The sequence below is a fragment of the Streptomyces durmitorensis genome, from assembly GCF_023498005.1.
GTDB classification, from domain to species: domain Bacteria; phylum Actinomycetota; class Actinomycetes; order Streptomycetales; family Streptomycetaceae; genus Streptomyces; species Streptomyces durmitorensis.
In genome coordinates this window covers 7004003-7027440 of record NZ_CP097289.1, presented here as the reverse complement: position 1 = coordinate 7027440, position 23438 = coordinate 7004003, and the positions used below count along the sequence as shown (strand labels likewise).

Sequence of the window (23438 nt, the reverse complement as noted above, 5' to 3'; positions counted from 1 at the left end):
TTCCCCGGAGTCTGCGGTCGCCCGGCCCCCGCAAGGCCTCGTACGCCGCCGGTCGGGCGGCAGATCACCCGAAGAATCACTCCGACGGCGGCGCCCAAGTCCGTGCCTTCGGCAGGGGTTTGGCGTAGCCACCGGCGCGGCTCGTGGTCAGGCCGAGCCCGACGAGCGACTCGGCGAGCTTCACCGCGGCGGCCACGCCGTCGACCACCGGCATGTCCAGCGCGGCCCCGACCTTCTCCTGGAGCCCGGTCATCCCGGCACAGCCGAGCACCAGGACCTCGGCCCCCGCGTCGCGGGCCCGCTCGGCCGCGGCGAGAAAGGCGCGGACGGTGACCTCGGAGTCCCCGAGGTCCAGGACGCCGAGCCCGGTCCCCACCACGGCGGCACAGTTCTGCGCGACGCCGGCCGCGTGCAGGCTGTCCTCGATCTGGCCGCGCGCCCGGTCGAGGGTGGTGACGACCCCGTACCGCCGGCCGAGGAGGCAGGCCAGATGCGCGGCGGCCTCGGTGATGTCGACGACGGGCACGTCGAGGAGTTCCCGGGCGCCCTCGCGCCCGTGCTCGCCGAACCCGGCCATGACCACGGCGTCGTACGGCTCCTCGTGTCCGCGCAGGGTGTCGAGGACGGCGGCCGCCGAGAGATAGCTGTCGAGCCACCCCTCGGCGGACTCCGGCCCCCAGGCGGGGGTGAGCCCGACGATGGAGGTCCCGGGGGCGGCGGCGTCCCGCGCGCCCGCCACGATCTCCTCGGTCATCGCCCGGGTCGTGTTGCAGTTGATGACGACGATGCGCACTAGCCCTCCACCGCGTCCGTGAGCGCCGCGGTCCGCTCGGCACGGCACAGCACGGCGTAGAGCAGCGCGGCGGTGGCCGTCCCGATGAACCAGGAGTACGGAGCGACGTAGTCGAAGAACGGCACGAGCGCACACACGGCCGCGAAGCCCGCCGTCGGCACGAAGGCCGCGAGCGCCTTCGGGTTGACGCCCTTCTTGTAGTAGTACGGCGATCCCGGCTCGGCCTTGAAGAGAGCTTCGGCGTCGATGCGCCCGCGCTTCACCCAGAAGTAGTCGACCGCAATGATCCCGAACAGCGGCCCGAGGAAGGCGCCGAGGCCGCCCAGGAAGTAGTTCACGACGGTCGGGTTGGAGTAGAGGTTCCACGGCGTGACGAGCAGCGCGGCGACCGTGGAGATGATTCCGCCGATCTTGAAGGTGATCTTCTGCGGCCAGACATTGGCGAGGTCGTACGCGGGCGAGACGAAGTTGGCCACGATGTTCACGCCCATCGTGGCGACGGCGAAGGTGAGCGCCCCGAAGATGAGCACCCAGGTGTTGCCGATCTCGGCGACCAGTTCGGCGGGGTCGGTGATGGCCTTGCCGAAGACCTCCAGGCTGCCCGCGGTGACGATGACGGAGAGGATCACGAACGCCGTGGAGTTGATGGGCAGGCCCCAGAAGTTGCCGCGCTTGACGGTGCGGTAGTCGGGGGCGAAGCGCGAGAAGTCGCAGAAGTTGAGCATCAGCGTGCCGTAGGTGGCGAGGATGAGACCGATGGCGCCGAACCACTGCCGCACCTGCTCGCCGGTGGAGACCGGGTTGGGGGTGCTGGTGAGCGAGATGGTCCAGCCGGCCTTCCAGAGGATCCACACGGCGAGCGCGATCATCACGACCCAGATGGCGGGCCCGCAGAAGTCCTGGAACTTCCGTACGGATTCCATGCCTCGGGTCATGATCAGCCCCTGCACGAGCCAGAGGGCGACGAACGAACACCAGCCGAGGGCATGCAGGCCGAGGAAGGAGTGCTCGGTCCACGAGTCCAAGCTCGGGAAGGCGGCGATCAGCATCACGTTGACCGCGATGGAGGCCAGATAGGTCTGGATTCCGTACCACATGATGGCGATGACGGCCCGGATCAGGGCGGGGATGTTGGCGCCCCAGACGCCGAAGCTGATGCGGCTGACGACGGGGAACGGCACGCCGTGGCGCTGGCCTATGCGCCCCATCATGTTCATCCCGACGTAGATGAGCACGAAGCCGACGAGGAGGGAGGTGAAGATCTGCCAGACGTTGAGGCCGAGGACCAGGAGACCGGCCGCGAAGGTGTAGTTGCCGAGGTTGTGGACGTCGGACATCCACAGGGCGAAGAGGTCGAAGACCTTCCACTTGCGTTCGGTGGAGGGGGCGAGGTCTTCGTTGGTGAGGCGGGGATCGGGCACGAAGTCGGTTGCGGCGCCTGGGGCGTCGGCGCGCTGGGTGAGGGACACGGGGCCTCCTGCGAGGGAACCTGCGGGGGACGGAGGTGCGGCCGCTTTGGTATACCAAAGTTTGGTATACCAAAGATTCCGTCATGCTCCCGCTCCCGACGGCGCCCGGCAATGTCCGTACGGTTACGAATCGGTAAATCGAAGCGGGGTTCGGCAATGATGGACTCCATGACGACCGTGGAGCAGCCGCTGGCCGCCGTACGCGAACGCGTGCTCGCCGCATTGCGGCAGGAGATCATCGCCGGACGCCTCGGCCCCGGGGACCGCCTGGTCGAACGGGAGGTGGCCGAGCGCCTTGGCGTGTCCAGGGTGCCGGTCCGCGAGGCGATCCGGGCCCTGGTCGCCGAGGGCTTCGTCACCTTCGAGACGCCACGCAGGACCGTGGTGCGCCGCCTGACCCGCACCGATGTGACCGAACTCTTCGAACTGCGCGAGGCGTTGGAGGTGTTCGCGGCGGGGCGCGCGGCGGAACGGGCCACGGAGGAGGGCCTCGCGGAGCTGTCCGCGCTGCTCGACAGCGCCGCGAAGGCGACGCGCACGGCGGACGGGGAGGCGATCACGGACATCAACACGCGCTTCCACGACCGCCTCCTTGCGATGGCGGGGAACGGTCTGCTGACGTCGGTCATGGAGCCGGTGGACGGACGGCTGCGGTGGATGACGCGGCGGAACGAGGAGTGGACGCATCTGCTGGCGGAGCACCGGGAGTTGTACGAGGCGGTGGCCTCGGGGGATGCGGGACGCGCGCGGGACGTGGCGCTGGCCCACGTTCGGACCAATTACCGGTCCACGGTGCGGCATCTCTTCGGCGAAGAAGAGGACTAGTCCCCCCACACCCCCCCACTACACACAAGATGTCCTCAAACGCCGGACGGGCTGGACATTCCAGCCCGTCCAACGTTTGAGGACGCGGTTCCCCCACGAGCCCACCCGCTACCCGGCCCGCAGCCCCCGCATCCGCCCGTACGCGTACACGCACCCCGCGAGCGCCAGGTCCGAGAGCAGCATGAACCCGATCGAGTACGAGTCCTTCGCGCTGTAGATCGCGCCCATGACCAGCGGCGGGACGAAGCCTCCCAGGCCTCCGACCGCCCCGACGATCCCTGTCACCGATCCGACCTGGGCCTGTGGCGTCACCTGCGAGACGAGTGCGAAGACGCTGCCGCTCGCCGTGCCGAGGCCCGCCGCCATGGCGAGGAAGCAGATCGTGCCGCCCGGATTCAGCGACGGTTCGAAGGCCTGCACGATGGCGAAGACCGCGACGACGGACAGCGCGCACGAGGTGACCGTCGCCGGGTGGATCCGGTCGGAGAGCCAGCCGCCGATGGGGCGGAAGATGACGGTGACCAGTGCGAAGCCGGCCGCCTTCGTGCCCGCTTCCGTGGGCGAGAGGTCGTACCAGGTCTTCAGGTACGTGGGCAGATAGACCCCGAAGGCCACGATGCCGCCGAACCCGATCGCGTACAGCGCGGACAGCTCCCACGTCACCCGCAGCCGTCCGGCCTCCCCGAGGCGGGTCGCGAGCGGGCTCGTCGGGACCGGCCGGTCGGGGCGGTCGGTGATCAGGAGGGCCGCGAGCACCGCGTACGCAGCGAGCGCGATCGCCACGACCAGGAACGGCAGGTTCTCGCCGTGCTTGGCGATCCGCGGCGTGAAGTACCCGGAGAGCGCCACGCCTCCCATGCCCATCCCGAAGACACCAAGGGCGAAGCCGCGGTGCGCGGGCGGGAACCAGGAGTTGACCAGCGGGATGCCGATGGCGAAGGTCGTTCCGCCGAGGCCGAGCAGGAAGCCGACCGCGAGCATCGCGACGAAGTTGTCCTTGGCCGGAATGATCAGCAGCACCGGCACGATCGTGAGTGCCGAGATCAGCGGGAACATCAGCTTGGCGCCGTAGCGGTCGGTGAGCGCGCCGACCGGGACGCGGCCGAGCGAGCCGACGATGACCGGCACGGCGACCAGCAGGGACTGCGCGAACGACGTGAGCCCGAGCCGGTCGCCGAAGTCGCTGCCGAGCGGCGCGATGAGGTCCCACGCCCAGAAGGTGAGCGTGAACCCGACCGTGGCCACGGCGAGATTGCGGTAGGCGGCCGCCGACGGCCTGGCCGCGGCACTCTTGGCCTCGGCAGTTGAGGAATGCGTCATGTCATCACCGCTCCGAGCGCCACGAAGACGCAGATCAGCAGGAAAAGGATGGCGAGCAGCGGCCAGACGAAGCGCAGGTACTTGTCGTAGCCGACTTTCGCGAGCGCGACGCCACCGATGGTCACGGCGGTGGTCGGCACCCACAGGTTCATCCAGCCGCTCGCGGCCTGCCACGCCGTGACGACGACCGAGCGCGAGACCCCGGCGAAGTCGGCGAGCGGGGCCAGGATCGGCATGGCGAGGGTCGCGTGGCCGGACGTGGAGGGGATCAGGAAGGCCAGCGGCAGGTTCACGACGAAGACGATGATCGCGAAGAGCCCGGAGGACGTCCCCTTCACCACGCCCTCGATGGAGTGCAGGACGGTGTCCGTGACCTTCGAGTTGTTCATGATCACCGTGACGCCGCGCGCGAGCACGATGACCAGGGCGGGCGAGATGAAGTCGGCCGCGCCCTGGATGATCGTCGAGCTGAGCTTCTGCTCCCCCATCCGCGCCACGCACCCGACGAGCACGGCAGCGCAGAAGAAGAGCGCCGCCAACTGCGGGAAGGACCAGCCGAGTTCGAAGCCGTACGGCTTCGCGTCCGCCTTGCCCGTGAGCGCGCTCGCCCAGGGCACCACGGAGAAGATCATGAAGGCGAAGACAAGAGCCACCAGGACGAGCACGGACTTGTGCAGGCGCGTCAGCTCCGGCACCTCGCCCGCGTCGGCGGCGGTCTGCTCGCGGTCGCCGGGCAGGAAGCCGCTGAGGGAGCGGTCCGGGTTCTTCTGTACGCGCTTCGCGTAGCGGATGACGTAGGCGATGGTGACCGCGGTCAGGACGATCCACATCACGAACCGCAGCACGATGCCGTCGCCGAGCGAGATGTCGGCGGCGGAGGAGGCGACTCCGGTGGCGAACGGGTTGACCGTCGAGCAGAGCACGCCGATCCCGGCCCCCAGGATGATCGCGCCGACCGCGACCATCCGGTCGTAGCCGAGGGCGAGCATCAGGGGCACGATCAGGCCGTAGAAGCCGAGTGTCTCCTCCGCGAATCCCTCGACCGTGCCGAGGACGGAGAAGACGAGCATCACGCCCGCGATCAGCATCGCGCCGCGGTCGCGAAGGCGGTGGGCGAGGCGGCCGATGCCGCGGTCGAGGGCGCCGGTGGCGAAGACGACGGTGATGAACGCGCCGATGGCGAGCACGAACAGGAACACACCCGCGCTGCCGTACAGCTCACCGGCCATGTCGGGCCCGACGACGCCCGACTTCTCGTCCTGGATGCCGTACAGGCCGTTGACCGGGGCGAGGAAGAGGTCGTTGAGCCGGTCGACGAAGGTCTGGCCGGAGTCGACGCGGTGGTAGCTGCCCTCGACGGGGGCGCCGTCGGCGTTGCGGTCGTAGGCGCCGGAGGGGATGAGGAAGGCGAGCAGCCAGACGCCGACGGTGACGATCGCGAGGATGGTCAGGGCGCTGGGGAAGGTGAACTTCCGTTTGCGCTGCGGCTCTTCGGTGCCGGGATCGGTCGCGGTGGTGCTCATGCGCGGCGCTCCGTGGCGCCATCGGATCCTTCGAAGTCGGCCGCGTACTCCCGCACGAACGCGGCCATGGCGACGACCGTGTTGCGCAGCTCGGAGAAGAGCACACGTTCGTTCGGGGCGTGCAGATTGCACATGCTGTCCTGGGCGCCGAAGAGCAGGACCTCGGCGCCGGGTGCCGCCTTCGCGAGGCCGTTGACCAGGGGGATGGAGCCGCCGGTCGCCACGAACGAGGCGTCCTCGCCCCAGGCCTCCTTGAGCGCGGCGCGGGCGGCGCGGTAGGCGGGGCCGCCGGTGGGCGCCTCGTAGCCGGGGCCCGTGTCGCCGGGCGTGACGGTGAGGGGGACGCCGAAGGGGGTGAGCGAGCGCAGGTGGTCGACCAGCTTGGCCTGCGCCTCCTTCGCGTCCTGACGGGGGTGGAAGCGGAGGTTCAACTTGGCGCGTGCATACGGCACGACGGCCGAAGCGGCATGTTCGACGCTCGGCGCGTCCAGGCCGATCACCGTGATCGCCGGGCCGCTCCAGAGCCGCTCGCCCAGGCTGCCGCTGCCGATGAGCGGCACCCCCTCGCGCACACCGGCGAGCGAGCGGAACTCCTCCTCGGTGTAGCTCGTGCCGCTCCAGTCCTCGCGCCGCAGCCCCTCCACAGCCACGTCCCCGTGTACGTCGTGCAGGGTGGCCAGGGCCTTGAGGAGCACGAGCAGCGCGTCGGGCGCCGCGCCCCCGAACTCCCCGCTGTGCCGCGGCTCGTCGAGGGTGCGCACCTCGACGACCACTTCGGACGCGCCGCGCAGGGCGGTGGTGAGGGTGGGGGTGCCGGGCCGGAGGTTTCCGAGGTCGGCGACCACCATGGCGTCGCAGGCGAACCGCTCCGGGTCGGTGGGCGGATAGTCGTCGAAGGCGCTGCCGTACTCCTCCTGGCCCTCGATGACGATCTTGATGCCGACGGGTGGCCTGCCGCCGTAGGCCCGCAGCATGCCCAGGTGCGCGATGACGTTGGACTTGTCGTCCGCGATGCCCCGGGCCCGCAGGCCCCCCTCGATCGGGGTCGGCTCGAAGGGCGGCGACTTCCACAGGCTCTCGTCGCCGGGCGGCTGGACGTCGTAGTGGCCGTAGAGCAGCACCGTCGGAGCGTCGGGGGTCGGCGGTGGGATCTCCCCGTAGATCACGGGTGAGGTGTCCGGCAGATCGAGCCGTTCGACGGTCGGCACCCCCGCTCCCCGCAACAGCTCGACCAGCAGGTCGTGCGCCTCCTGCACCGGTGCGGCCGGGAAGCCGGGGAAGGCGATCGAGGGGATCGCGGCGAGCCGTTCGAGGTCGGCGCGCAACGTGTCCATCAGGTCATCGACGGTGGCTTCGAGCTTCATAGGCGGCACCCCTGGGTCTGCATCCGGCTTTGTGGTGATTAGCCCGAATTATCAGACTCCGAGGGGAACGGATTCCGAACGGCTCGCCGTGCGGCCGGGGATGCCGCACTGCTGCCGCACCACGCCTGCCTGACCGCACAACGCCTGCCGGGTGAGTTGCCGTGCCGCGAGGCCGTTCGCCGGGCATCACGAGCCCCGCCATGAACCGCCCGGCAGGCATTAAGGTCGGGGCATGGCTTCGGAGACTTCAGGCGGTGGCGGCAACGGCAACGGAGCCGGCGATGCTCCGGCAGGCCCGGGTGCAGGTGCGGGCGGTGGCGGTGGCGCGGGCGGTAGCGGGGGTTCCGTGCGGATCGACGCCTGGATCTGGTCCGTACGCCTCGTCAAGACCCGCTCCATGGGCGCGGCGGCCTGCAAGGGCGGCCATGTGCGGGTCAACGGCGAGCGCGTGAAGCCCGCTTACGGCGTGCACGTCGGCGACGAGGTACGCCTGCGCCACGCGGGCGGCCGCGAAAACGTCGTCGTCGTCAAACGCCTCATCCGCAAGCGCGTGGGCGCTCCGGTGGCCGTCGAGTGCTACGTCGACAAGAGCCCTCCCCCGCCGCCCCGCGAGGCCGTGGCCCCCGCCGGCGTACGCGACAGGGGAACGGGCCGCCCCACCAAGCGCGACCGCCGGGAGATGGAACGACTGCGGGGCGAGGGCTAGCCACGGCTTCGTCGCCGCACCGAGGGCCCACCCGGCGCTGCCCGGTGAGCCCTCGACACGGGGACGGAACTCCACCCCGTTGCGGCGCCTTTCACTCGCCGCGTCCCACGCCTCGTCGTCCCGCGCCTCGTCGCTGAAGGAGGCGGACCAGCTCCGCGTTCTGCCCGCGCCGCGCCCAGGCGATCCATGCGAGCGGCAGGATGAGGATGAGCGGCGTGGCGGCGTTCTCCCCGCCGAGCGCGGTCACGCTCACGATGAACGCGCCGACCATCAGCCCGACAAGACCCGTCGCGCCGACGGAACTGAGCACCGGAACCAGCAGCGCGATCCCGCCGAGCACCTCCAGCGCGCCGATCGCGTACATCCCCGGATCGCCCCACCCGAGCCGCTCGAAGGCCTCGACCGCCGTGGGGTGCGCGATCAGCTTCGGAGCCCCGCTGGCGAGAGCGAAGAACAGGGCGAGCACAACCTGGATCGTGCGCAGCGTGATGCGGACGGAGCGACGCCCGGCAGGCGCGGAGCTCCCGGTGGTGGCGGTGCGGGCGGAGGTGCTGGGGACGGAGGTGCTGGGGGCGGTGGTGGCCGTGGTCATGGTGATCTCCTCGGTGCGCAGGGGCTGTTGTGCTGTCACCGGGATAGACCGGCCCGCCCCGCGGAACTCATCGCCCGGCAGCACACCATCTCCGCCGGGCGCCGCCCGCCGCCCGCAGCCCCCTACCAGCCCACTGTCAGCGCACCGGCACCGCCCGCACCCAAGTCCCGTCCTCCGTGAGGTACTTGTCGACCCTCAGCCCCGCTTCCTCCAGCGCCTGCTCGAACTGCTCCTTCGTGAGCGGCCGGGCGCGGAACGTCTGGGTCCATACGGCGTCCGGGAAGACGTACTCCGCGCGCACCTCGTTCACCCCGTCCCCCACCGGCTCCGCGGACAGGATCCGCACCGTGAACCCACCGGGGTCGACCCGCTCCCTCGGCAGATTCGTGTGGTAGTCCGCGCCCTCCCGCTGGATCAGCACACAGCCGTCGTCTGTCACATGGCTCCGGCAGGCCCGCAACATCCCGCGGCGCACCGACACGTCGCCGGTGTGCACGAGGAACGACGCGAGCATCACCACCTCGAACCGCTCGTCCAGTTCGAGCTTCTCGATCGGGCTTCGGATCGTGCGCACCCGCCCGTCGAGCGCGGACACCTTCTCCAGCATCTCGGGGGACTCGTCCACCGCCGTGATCCGGAACCCCCGCTCCAGCAGCGGACGCGTCACCCGCCCCGCACCGCTGCCCAGCTCCAGAATGTGCGCCCCGGCCGGCACCGCACCGGCGATGACATCGGGCTCGTCCCCGACGGTCAGGCGCGCGTACAGGTCCACCGCGCAGCCGTCCGGCGTGATCGCTCCCGGGCCCGTCCCCTCGTATCCCTCACGCATCTCAGCAGTCATGCCCCGTCAACGAAGCGCTTCGAGGGCCCGTTCCCACCTCTCCCCGTGGCCCCGTGGTCTACAGCGGGAACCAGCCATGCCCTCCATACCAGTGGCCTCCCGCCCTCAAGTGGTCCCCCACGGCCCTCTCCACCCTTGTCCGCCGCGGCAGTTCGGCCACGGGCAGGTCCCCGTCGCCGAAGACGAAGGTGACGGGAGCAATATCGTCCGGCTCCCGCTCATACCCGTCCGCGAGGCGGAAGCGCTCCTGGAAGCGGACGATGTTCGAATCCGCCGGCAGATACCGCTTCAGCTGCGGATCGAGCAGCCAGGAGTGGCACACGGCTGTCTCATATCGCTCCTCCGGGAAGTGCCGCGCGAAGAACTCCCCCGCCAGCCACATCGACCGGTCGCAGGCCTCCGGGGACAGCGGCCCCCGGAAGTCGGTGATGTGGAGGTTCAGACAGAGGTCCCCCCGGCTCGCGGAATGCCCCGCCGCAGCCACCGCCCCGCCCATCCGCTCGCCCAGCACCGCGCGCTGGAACTGCAGCCGCCCCAGTTGATAGAGCTCGCCCCGGAAATGCAGGGAGTTCCAGCTCGGGTGCAGCAGACCGGGACCACCGCGCGCCCTGCGGTGCACCGCGATGTGCCGTCCGAGGTCGGCGAGCGTATGCCGGGAGACGTCGTCCGGGATGCCGCGGCTGCGATGATACGCGCGTACGTACGGCAGGGTCGCCACGAAGACGTACACGTAGAAGTAAGCCCCAAGAGAGCCCAACTCCACCGGCAAAGCAGCGTACTTGGGACCAGCGCCGGGCTTGCCCATGTCCCGCACCGTCCCGGCGACGCTACGGTCGAGCAGCCACCGCGCCTCCGGGTCCTGTGCCAGCCGCCCGCGCAGGGCCAGCAGGTCGTTGATGTCCTCGTGCGGCACGGCCAGGTCGAGCAGCACGTCCGGCAGCGCCTCGGCAGAGGGCAGCACCGCCTCGGCCCGCGGCTCCTCCATGCCCTCCAGATCCCGCAGCCACGCGGCGAGCCGCTCGTCCGTCCTCGCCCGGTTCCTCAGTACGTCCAGCACAGCCCTACCCCCCGATCGACACATCTACGATCTTGAAGCCTCCGGCCCTTCCGGTCCACCACCCACGGGTGGATCCTTGAAGGTGGAGACGCCCAGGGAACAGGGTGGAGAGGGTGGAGAGGGAGGAGATGACCTCTCGTGATGCGCACAGGCAGTGAACCGGTGACCGCGCGCAGTCCGCTGCGCATGCGCTTCTGGTTCAGCGTGTGGGGCCTGATCTGGGCCACGTTCGGCACCGTCGCCTTCGCCCTCGTGGGCCGCCCCGAGTGGGCGCTCGCCTGCGGAGTGCTCTGGCTGATCGTCACCGCCGACATGGCGGTGATCCTGCACCACATCCACCAGGGCCCGCACTACCAGCCGGGCCGCGACATCCCTCCGTACGAGCCCCCTCGGACCGGGCGGACGGGGCGGACGGGGCGGACCGGGCGGACGGGCCGGACGGGCTAGCCGGACGCGGGGGTCCGGGGGCGGTTCAGCCCTCGGCGCCCGCGGCGTCGCCGTCGTCGTCGAAGCGCGCCGCCGCCAGATACTCCGGCTGCGGGTCGAGCGCCGCGGCGAGGCGGAAGTGGCGGCGGGCCTGGTCGGGCCGCGCCGCGCGTTCGTACGTGCGGGCCAGGGCGAAATGGGCGAACGCGTTGTCCGGCTCGCGCTCCAGGACGATGCTGAACTCCAGCTCTGCGGCGCGCAGTTGAGCGGCGGCGAAAAAGGCACGGGCCCGCAGCAGCCGCGCCGCCGTGTTCTCGGGGTGGGCCGCGATGACCGTGTCGAGCAGCTTCACCGCGCCTCGGGGATCCCGCGCGGCAAGGAGTTGCTCCGCCGCACGGAAGTCGATGACATGGGTCTCCGGGGTAATTTCGGGCACGCGTGACTCCTTCCCTCGCTGCTCTGTGTCAACGCCCGTCACGCCGACGCCTATTCCGTCCATTCTCCCCAGGGGCGCGGCCCCCACACTCCCTGCCCCCACACTCCGGCACCCGCCACGCACTGCCCGCGCCCCTGTCCCGCCGCTCACAGCGTCCCGCCCCTCACAGCGTCCCGCCCCTCACAGCGCCAGGGCCGTCAGCACGAGACCGAGCACCAGCACCGCCGCGCCCGCCGCCACGAACCCCCGGTCGATGCCCCTGCGCTCACGCCCCAGCACGACGGTCTCCCGGGGGTCGTCGCTGTCGTACGCGATGCGCACCCGGTCGCCCGCGGCGAGCGGCGCCCTCCTGCTGGGCGGCACCGGCGACACCACCTCGACGACCCGACCGTCCCCCGTCTCGAACTGCAGCGTCGGCCGCTCGGCCCCCGGCTGCACCGCCTTGACCAGGGCCTGTGTCACCTCGCCCAGGTCCGTGATGCGCCGGGTCTGCCGCAGGCCGTACGCACCGGCAAGCAGCGCGACCAGGCCGCCCAGAGCGGTGAACACCGCCAGTACGACCACTCCCGCCTCCTTCTAGGCCTCGCGCGCCCGCCGCGCGAGGTCCGCCCATACAGCGCCGACCCGCTGCTCCAGGCCCTCCAGCGGGCCGTCGTTGTCGATCACGATGTCCGCGATCTCCAGACGCTTCTCGCGCGTCGCCTGAGCGGCCATCCGCGCGCGGGCATCCTCCTCGCTCATGCCGCGCAGCCGCACGAGACGCTCCAGCTGTGTCTCGGGGCTCGCGTCGACGACGACCACAAGGTCGTACAGCGGCGCCAGGCCGTTCTCCGCGAGCAGCGGCACGTCGTGCACGACCACCGCGCCCTGCGAGGCCGCCCCCTCCAGCTCGGCGGAGCGGGCGCCGACCAGGGGGTGCACGATCGAGTTCAGTACGGCCAGCTTCTTGGGGTCGGCGAAGACGATCGAGCCCAGCTTCGGCCGGTCGAGGGTGCCGTCCGGAGCGAGGATCTCCTGCCCGAAGGCGTCAACGACCTTCGCCAGGCCCTCGGTTCCCGGCTCCACGACCTCTCGCGCGATCTTGTCGGCGTCGATCAGGACGGCTCCCGACGCGACGAGGAGACGCGATACTTCACTCTTGCCGGCGCCGATACCGCCGGTCAGGCCCACCTTCAGCATGACCGGCAGCTTAGGGGGTGGCGTTACGCTCCGCCCTCCCGACTGCGTCCCGGCTACGCGTCGCCCTCGCGCTCGGCGAGGAAGCGCTCGAATTCCTTGCCGATCTCGTCGGCCGACGGGATGTCCACGGGCTCCGCGAGCATGTTGCCGCGCGCGTCGGCACCCGCCGCGGCGTCGTACTGGTGCTCAAGTCCCTGCACGAGGGCGACCAGTTCCTCGTCGCCCTCCTGGATCTGCCGGTCGATCTCGGTCTGGGTGCGGTGCGCCTCGGTGCGCAGGCCGTGCGCGACGCTCGGCAGCACGAGGCCCGTCGCCGCGGTGATCGCCTCGAGGACCGTGAGAGCGGCGTCGGGGTACGCGGAGCGCGCGATGTAGTGCGGGACGTGCGCGGCGACGCCGAGCACGTCGTGGCCCGCTTCCAGGAGGCGGTACTCGACGAGCGACGCCGCGCTGCCGGGCACCTGCGCCTCGTCGAAGGGGCTGCGGTGCCCCGGCACCAGGTCGGTGCGGTTGCCGTGCGGCGTGAGGCCCACGGGGCGGGTGTGCGGCACGCCCATGGGGATGCCGTGGAAGTTCACCGAGAGGCGTACGCCGAGCCGCTCCACGATCTGCGTGATCGCAGCCGCGAAACGCTCCCACTCGACGTCCGGCTCGGGCCCGGAGAGCAGCAGGAAGGGCGCGCCCGTGGCGTCCTGGAGCAGCCGCACGTCGAGCGTGGGCACCTCGTAGTCGGTCCAGCGGTCGCGCCGGAACGTGAGCAGCGGGCGACGCGCGCGGTAGTCGACGAGCCGGTCGTGGTCGAAGCGCGCCACCACCTGGCCGGGCAGGCTGTCCGTGAGGCTCTCGACGATCTGGTCGCCGGTTTCGCCCGCGTCGATGTAGCCGTCGAAGTGGTAGAGCATGACCAGTCCGGCCGACTCCTGCGCGAGCGCCATGTCGACGACGGCGAGACCCTTCGGCTCCCATGCGTACAAATCCTGCGGATCAAGCACTGTGACCGCTCCTCGCCCTCTTCTTCGTGACTCGTACAGCAGAACGCGCGCAAGGGCGTGGACATTCCCTCCCGGGCTTCTTCACAGCGGCTTCTTGTGTCACGTGCGCCGAGGGGTTCGTATGCGTGAACCCCCTTTGCGGGAAGCCGAGTTCACCGGCCTGGTCCAGACCTTGACGCGGACATGCCCCGCCTCTACGTTCAGATGCACACCCAGTGTTCACGTACTAGAACCGGAGGGTCACCCCACATGCGCACCCGACGCACCCTGCTCATCTCCGTCTCCGCCTCCGCGCTCGTCGCGACGGCCGCCACCGGAGGCCTGGCCGTCGTGGCCACCGCTTCCCCCGCACCGACGGCGACCGGGACCATCGAGGTCTCCACGGCCGCCGAGCTCAAGTCCGCGCTCGCCGGCGCCTCCCCGGGCGACACGATCCACCTCGCCGACGGCACGTACACCGGCAACTTCAAGACGAGCACCGCCGCGAGCTCGGGCTCCCGCATCACGCTGACCGGCTCCTCGAAGGCGGTGCTCACGGCGGGCGGCGGATACGGCCTGCATCTGAACGGCGCCTCCTACTGGACGGTCAAGGGCATCACCGTCACCGGCGGCCAGAAGGGCATCATGATCGACTCCGCGAAGAGCGTCGTTGTGGACACCGTCACGGTCCACGGCCTCGACATGGAGGGCGTCCACTTCCGGAAGTCGAGCACCGACGGCGTCATCAAGGGGTCGAGGATCTACGACACCGGGAACGACGGCCGCGGCATGGGCGAAGGCGTCTACGTGGGCAGCGCGGGCGGCGTGAGCGACAAGAGCGACAACGTACAGATCCTGAACAACACGATCGGCCCCGACGTGGGCGGCGAGGCCATCGACCTCAAGGAAGGCACCACCGGCGGCAAGGTCACCGGCAACACCTTCGACGGCAAGGGCCTGACCGGCAACAACTACGACGACTCGTGGATCGACGTGAAGGGCAACAACTACGTCATCGAGAACAACACCGGCAAGAACACCACGAACAACGGCTACGAGACCCACAGCCAGCAGTCCGGCTGGGGCTGCGGCACGGTCTTCCGCGGCAACAGGTCGACCCTGTCCGGCGCGACGGGCGACAAGCAGCTCGCGATCAACGTGACGAACTTCAGCGGCAGTTGCAGGACGACGGTGTACGCGAGCAACACAGTGACGGGCGGCAAGGGCCTGACGAACATCACGGTCACGCCGTAGGCCCCCGACAGGGAGCGCCCCGTCAGGGGCGCGGGGAACTGCGCGCCAAGCCCCCACCGGGCCCGGGGACGACGTCGAACCCCGGGGCGCAAACGCACTGCGGGCCCGCATCTCCGAAGAGATGCGGGCCCGCAGTGTTCAGCTGTACCGCCTAGGGGCGAGCCTCAGCTCTGTCCACCTGCGAGCTTCTCGCGAAGCGCGGCAAGCGCCTCGTCCGAAGCCAGGGCGCCGGAGTTGTCGTCCGACTCCGAGGAGTACGAACCGCCGCCGCCACCGCTGCCACCGGCAGCCGGGGTGCCGGTCGAGGACGCGGGAGCCGCAGCACCCTCGGCCTCGGCCTGGGCGTCGGCCTCGCGGGACTTGATGACCTGGGCCTGGTGCTGCTCGAAGCGCGTCTGCGCCTCGGCGTACTGCGTCTCCCAGACCTCACGCTGCGACTCGAAGCCCTCGAGCCAGTCGTTGGTCTCGGGGTCGAAGCCCTCGGGGTAGATGTAGTTGCCCTGGTCGTCGTACGACGCGGCCATGCCGTACAGGGTCGGGTCGAACTCGACGGCCGACGGGTCGGCGCCGAAGGCCTCGTTGGCCTGCTTCAGCGAGAGGCTGATGCGACGACGCTCGAGGTCGATGTCGATGACCTTGACGAAGATCTCGTCGTTGACCTGGACGACCTGCTCCGGGATCTCCACGTGGCGCTCGGCCAGCTCGGAGATGTGGACCAGACCCTCGATGCCCTCGTCGACGCGCACGAACGCACCGAAGGGAACGAGCTTGGTGACCTTACCGGGAACAACCTGCCCGATCTGGTGCGTACGGGCGAACTGCTGCCACGGGTCTTCCTGCGTCGCCTTGAGCGACAGGGACACGCGCTCGCGGTCCATGTCCACGTCGAGAACCTCGACGGTGACTTCCTGGCCGACCTCGACAACCTCGGAGGGGTGGTCGATGTGCTTCCAGGAAAGCTCGGAGACGTGCACGAGACCGTCGACGCCACCGAGGTCCACGAACGCACCGAAGTTGACGATCGAGGAAACGACGCCGGAGCGGACCTGGCCCTTCTGCAGGGTCGTGAGGAAGGTCTGGCGGACCTCGCTCTGGGTCTGCTCGAGCCAGGCACGGCGGGACAGGACCACGTTGTTGCGGTTCTTGTCCAGCTCGATGATCTTGGCCTCGAGCTCCTTGCCCACGTAGGGCTGGAGGTCGCGGACGCGGCGCATCTCGACGAGGGAAGCCGGCAGGAAGCCACGGAGGCCGATGTCGAGGATGAGACCACCCTTGACCACCTCGATGACGGTGCCGGTGACGATGCCGTCCTCTTCCTTGATCTTCTCGATCGTGCCCCAGGCGCGCTCGTACTGTGCGCGCTTCTTGGACAGGATGAGACGGCCTTCCTTGTCCTCCTTCTGGAGAACAAGAGCCTCGATCTCATCGCCCACGGCGACGACCTCATTGGGGTCGACGTCGTGCTTGATGGAAAGCTCGCGGGAGGGGATGACGCCTTCGGTCTTGTAACCGATGTCGAGCAGGACCTCGTCCCGGTCGACCTTCACGATGACGCCGTCGACGATGTCGCCGTCGTTGAAGTACTTGATCGTCTCGTCGATCGCGGCGAGGAAGGCTTCCTCGTTACCGATGTCGTTGACCGCTACCTGCGGGGTGGTGGAAGCGGTGGTCTCGGTGCTGCTCGTCATGTGGGTAAGGGCTCCGGTACGGACGGTGAGTCGTAGGTACTGCTAGCGCCGGAGCCGATTTCGCTCTGAAGAAGCCGGACAGCCTGGGAAGCGCCGATTCCTGAGTTTCCGGAGAAACGGAAGGCGCCTCGACAACCGAGGGGACATACAACAGATGCGAGCGCATCCTGCTATGTCTGAGGAAGGCAGGCTCGCAGCGCAACTTGTAGCATACGGGGGCAGCCGGACAGGGTCAATGCGCGAAGGCGCACACCCGGGGCGGAACGCCGCATACCCGGCACAAATGCTGTCGCATGAGGCCACACGGGCCGCACAGCGCCCTGCCGCGACCACTTTCGGCGCCTCGCCACTGTCCCGCCGCGACGAGCCGTATCAAGCCAGACGGAAGAGTACGACGATGGAGCCGATCATCCAAGAGTCCGAGCTGCACGAGACGCCCGAACCGGAAGCCACCCGCCGTGACGCCGACGTCACGGAGAGCAGCCGCGCCAATCGTGGCTGGTGGGACAGGAACGCGGACGACTACCAGATCGAGCACGGCACCTTCCTGGGTGACGACCGGTTCGTGTGGGGTCCTGAAGGACTCGACGAGGTGGAGGCCGAGCTGCTCGGTCCGCCCGAGGAGCTGAAGGGCAAGGACATCCTGGAGATCGGCGCGGGTGCGGCGCAGTGCTCGCGCTGGCTCGCCGCGCAGGGCGCGCGTCCGGTCGCCCTCGACCTCTCGCACCGGCAGCTTCAGCACGCGCTGCGGATCGGCGGCGGCGTGCCGCTGGTGGAGGCGGACGCGGGGGCGCTGCCGTTCGCGGACGGCAGCTTCGACCTCGTGTGCTCGGCCTACGGAGCGATGCCGTTCGTGGCCGATCCGGTGCGGGTACTCAAGGACGTGCACCGCGTGCTGCGGCCCGGCGGCCGGTTCGTGTTCTCGGCGACGCACCCGATGCGCTGGGCCTTCCCCGACGAGCCGGGCCCCGAGGGGCTCTCGGTCGCGGCCTCGTACTTCGACCGCACTCCTTATGTGGAGCAGGACGAGAACGGGAACGCCGTCTACGTGGAGCACCATCGGACGCTCGGCGACCGGGTGCGGGACATCGTGGCGGCCGGTCTCCGACTCGTCGACGTGGTGGAGCCGGAGTGGCCCGCGTGGAACACCCAGGAGTGGGGCGGCTGGTCCCCGCTGCGCGGGAATCTGATCCCGGGGACGGCGATCTACGTCTGCGTACGAGACTGAGTGCGTGATCCGTCTCCGTAACGAAGCCCTGGACCTTCCCGTACGCAGCGCGCTGCCCGCGTTGCGTTCCGCTCTGGAGGGGCCGGGCAGCGCCGTGCTGTGCGCGCCTCCCGGCACGGGCAAGACGACGCTGGTGCCGCTGGCCCTGGCCGGGCTTCTCGGGGACGGGCCTGTACGACGTGTGGTGGTCGCCGAGCCCCGGCGCATCGCCGCTCGGGCCGCCGCGCGGCGGATGGCGTGGCTGCTCGGCGAGAAGGTCGGACAGAGCGTCGGGTACACGGTGCGCGGTGAGCGGGTGGTGGGCCCACGCGCGCGCGTGGAGGTCGTCACCACGGGTGTCCTGCTGCAACGGCTGCAGCGGGACCAGGAGTTGACCGGTGTCGACGTGGTGATCATCGATGAGTGCCACGAGCGGCATCTCGACGCCGACACCGTCGCGGCGTTCCTGGTCGACGTGCGGGCCGCGCTGCGGCCCGAGCTGCGCCTGGTGGCCGCGTCCGCGACGACGGACGCGGAGGGCTGGTCACGGATCCTCGGGGACGCTCCGGTGGTGGAGGCGCAGGGCACCTCCTACCCGGTCGAGGTCGTCTGGGCACCGCCCTCGCGTCCGGTGCGGCCGCCGCACGGGATGCGGGTGGATCCGGCGCTGCTCACGCAGGTGGCGTCGGTGGTGCGGCGGGCGCTGGCCGAGCGGGACGGGGACGTGCTGTGCTTCCTGCCCGGGGTCGGCGAGATCGCGCGCGTGGCAGGGCAGTTGGGGGATGCGCCGGCGGAGGTGCTCCAGGTGCACGGGCGGGCGCCCGCTGCGGTGCAGGACGCGGTGCTCGCGGGCTCGGCGGAGGGTGCGCGCCGGGTGGTCCTCGCGACGTCGGTGGCGGAGTCGTCCCTGACGGTGCCCGGGGTGCGGGTCGTGGTCGACTCCGGGCTCGCGCGTGAGCCGCGCGTCGACCATGCGCGCGGGCTGAGCGCTCTGACGACGGTACGGGCTTCGCAGGCGGCGGGCCGGCAGCGGGCGGGCCGCGCGGGGCGTGAGGCGCCGGGGGCCGTGTACCGGTGCTGGGCGGAGGCGGAGGACGCCCGTCTGCCGCGCTTTCCGGCACCGGAGATCAAGCTGGCCGACCTTTCCGCGTTCGCCCTGCAGGCGGCCTGCTGGGGCGATCCCGACGCCTCTGGTCTCGCCCTGCTCGATCCCCCGCCGGGTGGCGCGATGGCGGCGGCGCGTGCCGTTCTGACGGCGGTCGGGGCGGTGTCCGCCGAGTCGGGGCGGGTCACGGAGCGGGGCGCGCGGATGGCGCGGGTGGGGCTGCACCCCCGCTTGGCGCGGGCCCTGCTCGACGCGGCGCCCCTCGTGGGGGCGCGCCGCGCGGCGGAGGTGGTGGCCCTCCTCAGCGAGGAGCCGCCGCGTGAGTACGGGGACGACATCGCGGCGGCGTGGCGCGCTGCCCGGCGGGGCGGGGACGGGTACGCGGCGCGGTGGCGCACGGAGGTGCGGAGGCTTGCCGCAGCAGGGGCACCGTCGCCGCCGGGAGCTGGTACGCCGTCGCCGGAAACTTCGGCGAAAGACCTCACCCACCCGCCCGCCCGGAACCCCGCAGCCGATGCGAACAGCATGAGCGACGACCGCGTCGCCGGACTTGTCGCCGCGCTCGCCTTCCCCGAGCGGGTTGCCCAGGGGCGTGGGGACGGCGCGTATCTCATGGTGAACGGGACCCGCGCCGAGGTGCGGGCCGGGTCCGCGCTCAGCGGGGCGGAGTGGATCACCGTGGCCGTGGCCGACCGGCCGGTGGGTGCCGGGCACGCGCGCGTGCTGCTCGGCGGGCACATCGACGGGGACGTGGCCCGGAGCGCGGCGGCGTCCCTGTACAGCGAGGGGGACGAGGTCGCCTGGGCGGACGGGGATCTCGTCGCACGCCACGTCGAGCGGCTCGGTGCCGTGGAGCTGGCGGTGCGGCCCCTCAAGAAGCCCGCCCCCGGACTCGTACGCGAAGGGCTGTTGGCCGGGCTCAAGGAGGAGGGGACCTCACTGCTGCACTGGTCCCAGGGCGCCCGGGAGCTGCGGGAGCGGCTCGCCTTTCTGCACCGGCATATCGGGGCTCCCTGGCCCGACGTCTCCGAAAGCGCCCTCCACGCGCGCGTGGACGAGTGGTTGGAGCCCGAGCTGTCGAAGGCGCGGCGCCGGGCCGACCTGCGGCGCATCGACGCGGGACAGGCGCTGGGCCGGCTCCTGCCGTGGGCGACCGGCGAAGCCACCCGGCTCGACGCGCTCGCTCCGGAGCGGGTGGCCGTGCCCAGCGGTTCCAGGATCCGGATCGACTACTCCGATCCCGAACAGCCCGTGCTCGCCGTGAAGTTGCAGGAGATGTTCGGGCTCGCCGAGACCCCGCGGATCGCGGACGGCGGTGTGCCCGTCCTCGTGCATCTGCTGTCCCCCGCCGGACGCCCCGCCGCCGTCACCGCCGATCTCGCCTCCTTCTGGCGGGACGGCTACCGGGCGGTGCGGGCGGAGCTGCGCGGGCGGTATCCGAAGCATCCGTGGCCGGAGGATCCGGCGGCGGCCCAGGCGACGCGGTTCACCAACGCGCGGCTCAGGCGTTGACCGGCTCCGGCTCTGGCGCCGCCGTGGCCTCCGGATCACCGGGCCTGCGGCTGCGGGCCTCCAGCCACAGGGAGAGGGCGAGCAGGAGCAGGCCGAGGCCCAGGAAGCCCCAGGGGAGATAGGACGTCAGGAGGAGCACCAGGACGCGCTGGGACTTCACCAGGTCGACCGTGCTCTCGATGTAGTCCTCGCGCATCTTCACGTGGCCCTCGAACACGGTGACCTTGTCGCGGCCGCCAAGGAGCGTGCCGCCGCGCAGCTCGTTCTTCTGGATCTCCTCGCCGTAGACCGGCGCCCCGGTGGTCGGGTCGACCCAGAACTTGCGGACGGTGGTGTACCAGCGCGTGGTGCCCGTCTTGGCGAGGGACTCCGGGGTGATGCCCTTGACCGGCATGGTCTTGGGGAAGGGCACCTTGGTCCAGGGGATGGTCTGCTCGAAGTAGTAGACGTCCACGCCGCGGAACGTCTGCGTGCCCTTGTAGTGGATGGGCTTGGTGACGCGGGCCTGCGCGTCGAAGTACTCGTAGTCCCGCTTCTCGGTCAGGAAGGGCCACTTGAACTCGATGCCCTCGCGCTTGACCGCATCGCCGTCGACCATCTCGCCCTTCGCGTGCACCGGTTCCTGGCTGTGCGCGTCGAATATGTAGCGCTCGGGGACCTTGGAGACCATCTTGCCGTCGGCGTCCTGGACGTAGGAGAGGGCGTCCCAGACGACGACGTCGCGGTCCGCCGTCTTCTCGATCTTCTCGGACGCTTCCACGTTGCCCTTGAGCGTCTGCACGATGGTGACCTTGTCGACCTTCTTGGCCTTCATCGAGCCGTAGTCGATGAGCGTCGGGTTCTTCGCCTCCAGGACCGCCTCCTGGTACTGGCTCGGCGGGATCTTGGCGAGGCGCGGGAAGGCGTACCAGCGCATGAGCGGGGACATCGCCGTGAAGAACACGGCGAAGGCGAGCAGGATCAGGCTGGCCTTGCGGCGCATCGCGGCGGCCCTCCCTACGGGTGCTTGGGGACGGTGGTGAGCAGCGGCTCGGGCGATGTCTCGCCGGGCGGGGCCCCCATCGCCGTGATCGCAAGGACCAGGGCGAAGGCGACGGCAAGACCGGTCGCGGCGGCGATGAGAGCGCGCATGCGGATCCTCCCGAGGCGGGAAATCTGACGGTGTCCTGGACGCCGGCCATGAACTGACAGGGCGTCAGGGCTGGGGCACCGTAGCAACGCGGCGGCCAGATGAGAACACGTTGCACACACACGAACGCCCCTGCGCCGAGCGGGCGCAGGAGCGTTGCGTTCAGGATGTGCGGTTGTGCTGTGTGTGCGTGCTGTGCGTGCGGCTAGGCCGCGGGTGCCGCCACCTTCAGTTCGACCGTGAGCGTCGCACCGCCCGCGGTGGTGACGCGGAGCAGGTACGTGCCCGCCGCGTCGTCGGCGTACATCTTGGGGAGCTTGAGCACGCCGTTCGCGTCCGTCTTCAGGGCCTTGAGGGTGCGGACCGGCTTGCCGTCCGCGTCCTTGAAGTACGGGCCCTTGTCGTTGGCCGTGGCGTCGGCCGCCGACTTGATCATGGTCGCGGTGGCCGCGACGCGGTCGGCGGCCTCTCCCTTGTACGTCGCCTTGACCTCGACCTGGTCGGCGAACTCCCCGCCCGGCGCGCAGGTCAGCGCCTTGTCGCTGGTCCTGGCCAGGGTGTCGGCCTGACGCGCGGTGACCGTCGCCGTGTAGTCGAGGCCGGGCAGCGAGCGGCCGACGACCGTGGCCCTGACCGTGAACTCACCCGTCTTCTCGCCCGCCTTGAGCGCCGGGGCGGTGGCCTTGCCCGCGGCGCTCGTGGTGACGGTCGCGCTGGTGGCGCCGTCAGGGAAGCGCGCGTCGGTGTCACCGACGATCGCGAACCTCACCTTGGCCTTGGCCACGGCCGAGCCCGACGCGGACTGCGTGCGCACCTCGACGCGCTCGGCGAAGGCGTCGCCCGCCGTCGCGGAGAGCTTGCCGGTGCCGGCGTCCTTCAGGCTCGCGACCCGGTCGGTGGGCGGAGGGGTGGGCTTCGGGGTCTCGGAGCCACCGCCGGTCGACGGCGGTGTGGACGGGCTGCCGCTGCCGCCGCCGTTGCCGGGCTCGGACGGCTTGTCGTCGCCGGGCCTGGAGGGCTTCGACGGCTTCGGCGAGGGCGAGGGCGAACCGGACGCCGGGGGCGTGGGACTCGGGCTCGTGCTCGGGCCGTTGCTGTCGCTGCGGTCGTTCGGCAGGACGCCCGTGCCGTCGGGGACCTCGTGGGTGCCCTTGCGGTAGTACTCCAGCCACGACAGGACCGTGTTCAGGTAGTCCGTCGAGCGGTTGTAGCTGAGGATCGCCTTGCGCAGATCGGCGTCGACGGACAGGTCGCGGTCGTTCGCGCAGAGATAGCGCCCTGCGGCGAGCGCGGCGTCGTAGATGTTGTTCGGGTCCTTCTTGCCGTCCGCGTTGCCGTCCTGCGCCCAGGTGTCCCACGTCGAGGGGATGAACTGCATGGGGCCGACCGCGCGGTCGTGCGTCTTGTCGCCGTCGTACGCGCCGCCGTCGGTGTCGGTGATCTTCGCGAAGCCGTTGCCGTTCAGGACCGGGCCGAGGATCGGTGCGAGCGTCGTGCCGTTCGCGTCCACGCGACCGCCACGCGCCTGGCCCGACTCGACCTTGCCTATCGCGGCGAGCAGCTGCCAGGGCAGCTTGCAGCCGGGCTTGGAGGTGGCGAGGGACGCCTCGGCCTGCTTGTACGCGTCGAGGACCGTGGCCGGGAGGCCCGCCTCGGTCTCGTCGTCGCCGCCGTTGGGCGCTCCGGTCGGCGGGACCGGGGTGTTCAGGGGCGGCAGGTCGGTGTAATAGGGGGAGTTGCCGGTCGCGGAGTTCTCGGGTGGCGGCGTGGCGCCGGATGCCCCCGCCCGCTCGTCGCGAGGGACGTCCGTCACGCCCGGGGCCTGGGACGCCGCGAGCGCCGCCACCGCCGCGGCTGCCACCGCGGTGGTCACCGCTCCCCTGCGCAACCGCCTGCCGAATACCGCCGCCATGACCGTGAACCCCTCCCCTTGACGACTGTGTGTGTCGCCGCCCGCTCTGTTGTGCTCCCCGTTGTGCTCCCCAGCGGGCCGACTCAGGCGACACTACGACAACTTACGGCGCCCAGACACCCGTTCGTG

At 70.6% G+C, this 23438-nt stretch carries 22 protein-coding genes; 6 read left to right on the top strand and 16 right to left on the bottom strand.

The features are described from left to right. Nucleotides 1-76: 76 nt before the first annotated feature. Together M4V62_RS31310 and M4V62_RS31305 are read right to left on the bottom strand one after the other, a co-directional pair. The gene (locus tag M4V62_RS31310; RefSeq protein ID WP_249590550.1) at nucleotides 77-793 is read right to left on the bottom strand and encodes an aspartate/glutamate racemase family protein; all 717 of its coding nucleotides are present in this window, start codon (nucleotides 791-793) and stop codon (nucleotides 77-79) included. Continuing rightward, nucleotides 793-2262 (bottom strand): NCS1 family nucleobase:cation symporter-1, encoded by a 1470-nt coding sequence (locus M4V62_RS31305; RefSeq protein WP_249590549.1) that lies wholly within the window; start codon nucleotides 2260-2262, stop codon nucleotides 793-795. Before M4V62_RS31305 ends, M4V62_RS31310 begins: the two co-directional genes overlap by 1 nt. Nucleotides 2263-2430: 168 nt before the next feature. Between M4V62_RS31305 and M4V62_RS31300 the strand changes: the two genes are divergently transcribed. Next, nucleotides 2431-3087 carry a GntR family transcriptional regulator gene (locus M4V62_RS31300; RefSeq protein WP_425575310.1) on the top strand — a complete coding sequence of 219 codons (657 nt, stop codon included), beginning with the start codon at nucleotides 2431-2433 and terminating at the stop codon, nucleotides 3085-3087. Between the two features lie 108 nt (nucleotides 3088-3195). On the opposite strand, the gene M4V62_RS31295 is transcribed toward M4V62_RS31300, so the two are convergent. The 3 genes from M4V62_RS31295 to M4V62_RS31285 are packed head-to-tail and all read right to left on the bottom strand — an operon-like array spanning nucleotide 3196 to nucleotide 7294. Beyond that, a complete protein-coding gene (locus M4V62_RS31295) occupies nucleotides 3196-4407 on the bottom strand; it encodes an MFS transporter (protein ID WP_249590547.1) in 1212 nt (403 codons plus the stop codon). Continuing rightward, entirely contained in the window at nucleotides 4404-5930 is a 1527-nt protein-coding gene (locus M4V62_RS31290) for a YfcC family protein (RefSeq protein ID WP_249590546.1), read from the bottom strand. The genes M4V62_RS31295 and M4V62_RS31290 overlap by 4 nt, the downstream gene beginning before the upstream one ends. After that, entirely contained in the window at nucleotides 5927-7294 is a 1368-nt protein-coding gene (locus M4V62_RS31285; protein WP_249590545.1) for a M20/M25/M40 family metallo-hydrolase, read from the bottom strand. Before M4V62_RS31285 ends, M4V62_RS31290 begins: the two co-directional genes overlap by 4 nt. 232 nt (nucleotides 7295-7526) lie before the next feature. Here M4V62_RS31285 and M4V62_RS31280 point away from each other — a divergent pair, with 232 nt between their 5' ends. Beyond that, the gene (locus M4V62_RS31280) at nucleotides 7527-8000 is read left to right on the top strand and encodes an RNA-binding S4 domain-containing protein (RefSeq protein ID WP_249590544.1); all 474 of its coding nucleotides are present in this window, start codon (nucleotides 7527-7529) and stop codon (nucleotides 7998-8000) included. A gap of 91 nt (nucleotides 8001-8091) precedes the next feature. Here M4V62_RS31280 and M4V62_RS31275 read toward each other — a convergent pair whose 3' ends face one another. The 3 genes from M4V62_RS31275 to M4V62_RS31265 all read right to left on the bottom strand — a co-directional run bounded on the left by M4V62_RS31275 (nucleotide 8092) and on the right by M4V62_RS31265 (nucleotide 10394). Further along, nucleotides 8092-8592, bottom strand: a complete 501-nt coding sequence (locus tag M4V62_RS31275; RefSeq protein WP_249590543.1) for a DoxX family protein — start codon at nucleotides 8590-8592, stop codon at nucleotides 8092-8094. A 136-nt stretch (nucleotides 8593-8728) separates the two neighbouring features. Beyond that, nucleotides 8729-9421: a class I SAM-dependent methyltransferase gene (locus M4V62_RS31270; protein ID WP_249593085.1), complete on the bottom strand. Its 693-nt coding sequence runs from the start codon at nucleotides 9419-9421 to the stop codon at nucleotides 8729-8731. 70 nt (nucleotides 9422-9491) lie between these two features. Then, nucleotides 9492-10394, bottom strand: a complete 903-nt coding sequence (locus tag M4V62_RS31265) for an acyltransferase domain-containing protein (protein ID WP_249593084.1) — start codon at nucleotides 10392-10394, stop codon at nucleotides 9492-9494. 237 nt (nucleotides 10395-10631) lie between these two features. Here M4V62_RS31265 and M4V62_RS31260 point away from each other — a divergent pair, with 237 nt between their 5' ends. Then, entirely contained in the window at nucleotides 10632-10937 is a 306-nt protein-coding gene (locus M4V62_RS31260; RefSeq protein ID WP_249590542.1) for a DUF6343 family protein, read from the top strand. A gap of 25 nt (nucleotides 10938-10962) precedes the next feature. Here the strand turns inward: M4V62_RS31260 and M4V62_RS31255 are convergent, their stop codons facing one another. The 4 genes from M4V62_RS31255 to M4V62_RS31240 form a co-directional block, all read right to left on the bottom strand. Continuing rightward, complete coding sequence (locus tag M4V62_RS31255; protein WP_249590541.1) at nucleotides 10963-11352, bottom strand: tetratricopeptide repeat protein; 390 nt, start codon at nucleotides 11350-11352, stop codon at nucleotides 10963-10965. 180 nt (nucleotides 11353-11532) lie between these two features. Continuing rightward, complete coding sequence (locus M4V62_RS31250; protein ID WP_249590540.1) at nucleotides 11533-11916, bottom strand: DUF3592 domain-containing protein; 384 nt, start codon at nucleotides 11914-11916, stop codon at nucleotides 11533-11535. A gap of 12 nt (nucleotides 11917-11928) precedes the next feature. After that, a complete protein-coding gene (coaE, locus tag M4V62_RS31245) occupies nucleotides 11929-12531 on the bottom strand; it encodes a dephospho-CoA kinase (RefSeq protein WP_249590539.1) in 603 nt (200 codons plus the stop codon). A gap of 53 nt (nucleotides 12532-12584) precedes the next feature. Then, nucleotides 12585-13523, bottom strand: a complete 939-nt coding sequence (locus M4V62_RS31240) for a PAC2 family protein (RefSeq protein ID WP_249590538.1) — start codon at nucleotides 13521-13523, stop codon at nucleotides 12585-12587. 249 nt (nucleotides 13524-13772) lie between these two features. On the opposite strand from M4V62_RS31240, the gene M4V62_RS31235 reads away from it, so the two are divergent. Beyond that, the gene (locus M4V62_RS31235; RefSeq protein ID WP_249590537.1) at nucleotides 13773-14756 is read left to right on the top strand and encodes a right-handed parallel beta-helix repeat-containing protein; all 984 of its coding nucleotides are present in this window, start codon (nucleotides 13773-13775) and stop codon (nucleotides 14754-14756) included. 164 nt (nucleotides 14757-14920) lie between these two features. Here the strand turns inward: M4V62_RS31235 and rpsA are convergent, their stop codons facing one another. Then, entirely contained in the window at nucleotides 14921-16444 is a 1524-nt protein-coding gene (gene rpsA, locus M4V62_RS31230) for a 30S ribosomal protein S1 (RefSeq protein ID WP_249590536.1), read from the bottom strand. A 397-nt stretch (nucleotides 16445-16841) separates the two neighbouring features. Between rpsA and M4V62_RS31225 the strand changes: the two genes are divergently transcribed. Both M4V62_RS31225 and hrpB read left to right on the top strand, forming a co-directional pair. Beyond that, entirely contained in the window at nucleotides 16842-17672 is an 831-nt protein-coding gene (locus M4V62_RS31225) for a class I SAM-dependent methyltransferase (RefSeq protein WP_249590535.1), read from the top strand. 4 nt (nucleotides 17673-17676) lie between these two features. Further along, nucleotides 17677-20268 (top strand): ATP-dependent helicase HrpB, encoded by a 2592-nt coding sequence (gene hrpB / locus M4V62_RS31220; protein WP_249590534.1) that lies wholly within the window; start codon nucleotides 17677-17679, stop codon nucleotides 20266-20268. Here hrpB and pgfA read toward each other — a convergent pair. The 3 genes from pgfA to M4V62_RS31205 form a co-directional block, all read right to left on the bottom strand. Next, nucleotides 20258-21250, bottom strand: a complete 993-nt coding sequence (pgfA, locus tag M4V62_RS31215) for a cell envelope lipid trafficking protein PgfA (protein WP_249590533.1) — start codon at nucleotides 21248-21250, stop codon at nucleotides 20258-20260. The genes hrpB and pgfA overlap by 11 nt on opposite strands. Before the next feature lie 14 nt (nucleotides 21251-21264). Continuing rightward, the gene (locus M4V62_RS31210) at nucleotides 21265-21399 is read right to left on the bottom strand and encodes an SPW_0924 family protein (protein ID WP_249590532.1); all 135 of its coding nucleotides are present in this window, start codon (nucleotides 21397-21399) and stop codon (nucleotides 21265-21267) included. A gap of 203 nt (nucleotides 21400-21602) precedes the next feature. Further along, nucleotides 21603-23309, bottom strand: a complete 1707-nt coding sequence (locus M4V62_RS31205) for a lytic transglycosylase domain-containing protein (protein ID WP_249590531.1) — start codon at nucleotides 23307-23309, stop codon at nucleotides 21603-21605. Nucleotides 23310-23438: the final 129 nt, after the last annotated feature.